We start from the raw sequence: 2,404 nt of genomic DNA, 5'->3' as shown, positions 1-2,404 counted from the left end.
ATACACATTGATGGTAAAAACTTATATTAATAAATAAAACATGTTTCAATGAAATTGTACTTGATATTAATAGTCTTATTAAGAGTTTGATAGAAGAAAGAACTTTTGATGATGTAATGATGTTGTGTACAAAAAACCTAATACTTCATGATGTGTATAAGTCTTTATGTTTTGTTTTTTGAGATTATAAATTAATTAAAATGGTTTTTATGTCTAATATTTAATACTTATTATTAATTTTATTATTAATTGAATATTAAATAAACATTATATGATCTAAATCTAATTAACAAGGTATACATAAAAATAACTAATTACCTTGGTTTTAAAATAAGAACATTTTGTACAATATTAACTCCAATTATAGGAAACAGACATAGTATATCTCTATACAATGTTTATCTTATTATTGATTAAAAATGTTGTAATAATAAGAATTAGTTTAATTCTCAAAAATATAACACAAGGCCAATAGAACATATAGATATATCCTCTTTATTCTCTATTTTCTATTTACATCTTTGAACATGAGATACATCTTAACAATTTAGTTACCAAAATATTTATTTGGTTGGTTTTAAGGTATTCCAATAAACAACCGTTCGTTACTGATATATCCAACCTATTAATATAAATATTTGATTAGATAATATTTATAGATAAACATCATTTGTGATCCAAATCATGTACTTAATAACATTAAAACAACATCATGTCAATTCTATATTATTATTTAGAATTAATTCTACCAAAGTTTTAACAACAATTTGAATAATTTTTGGTTTTAATTTATAAAAGTATTTATTATTATCTTTTGATATTAAATTCAATCAACACCAAATCTTAGAAATTAACTAATAAATAGTTCACTACATCTATATATTATCATCAATTAATTAATTTCTAACTACATAACTATTTATGAACTTGTTCTATCATATAATATAACCAAAATATTGAATAATATGTACATCAATCAACCCAACAATTAGTTATATGTTATTTATTAGGTCTCTTTCTTGATCCGATATTAACAATCAATAATATAAATATTTAATTAAAAGTTAAAGTATTAATTTTATTAAGTATTCATTTAAATTATTTATAATCAATGGTCATAACAACAAATAAATCTATCAAATACATAAATATAATTAATATAAACATGGGTTATAAATAAATGACATTGAATCTAATAACAAAATACCAACCAAGCTTGAATTCTTCAAGGGGTTTAAATAATTATAAATTATCTTCGAATGAGAACCCATTGGGAACTAGTAAACTAATAAGAAGACAATTACAAATTAATCATGTTAAATTAGAAAGATATTTTAATAATATTTCTAACAAACTTGTAACCAACATTGCCAATATATACAATTTAAACAAGAAACAAATAGTACTAGGTAATGGATCGGATGAACTTCTAAGCTTATTATGTTCTGCTTATCTGAGAGAAGGAGATGAAGTGATAATATCTGAACATGGATTTCTACTTTATAAAACACAAGTTTTAGTTACCCATGCTGTTCCTGTAATCATAAAAGATTTAAACAACAAAATAGATATTAATAATATCGTGAGATCAATAAATATAAGAACAAAAATGATTTTCATTACGATCCCAACAAATCCTACAGGATTGTTTTTAACAATTCGTGAGATCAATCAACTATCAATTTTATTGATGCCAACAAATATATTATTAGTTTTAGATATGGCCTATTCAGAATATGTTGAAGATGATAGATATTCAATTAAAATAAATACTAATATTAGTATTGTAAAAACATTATCAAAAATATATGGATTAGCTTCGTTAAGATTAGGATGAATGTATAGTAGAAAGAGTATAACAACATTGATTGAAAAGATTAAAAGTCCATTTAGTATTAACAAAATAGCTCAAATTGCTGGACCTATTGCAATAACAGATTCACAACAATATAATTTATCTAGAGGATTTAATATGTTTTGATTGGTTAAAATTATAGTTAATCTTAGAAAAGCCAACTTTATTATCAGCAAATCATATGCTAATTTTGTTGTAATTAAATTTAATAAAAGAGTACCAATATTATTAATTGAAAATTATATTACCAGTTGTAATGTAAATATTAGACGGATGTCAGAATATAAATTATTTAATAACATAAGAATAAGTGTTGGTTCACCAAGCGCTAACATTAAGTTGATCAATCATTTAAAGAAATTAAACAAACAAAGGTTTGTATTAGTTACCCATAAGACAGAAGAATACACAAAGCAATATTGGAAATGTTAGGGTCTAATAAATGAGACATTTGGTATATGTTTTTAAATCTATTACAAATATCAATAATTTACTATACATAGATATATTTATATTAACTGATAATTAATTAATACACTAAGAAATATG

General features: G+C 22.2%; 1 protein-coding gene. It reads left to right on the top strand.

All coding sequences use genetic code 4. The features are described 5' to 3' along the window. The first annotated feature begins 1,180 nt into the window (after positions 1–1,180). Positions 1,181–2,287 carry a pyridoxal phosphate-dependent aminotransferase gene (locus MAGTDC_RS02170; protein ID WP_146656866.1) on the top strand — a complete coding sequence of 369 codons (1,107 nt, stop codon included), beginning with the start codon at positions 1,181–1,183 and terminating at the stop codon, positions 2,285–2,287. Positions 2,288–2,404 lie beyond the last annotated feature (117 nt).

It is taken from the genome of Candidatus Hodgkinia cicadicola, from assembly GCF_002774925.1.
The sequence above is the reverse complement of the archived record's forward strand: the minus strand, read 5'-3'. Positions and strand labels throughout refer to the sequence as shown.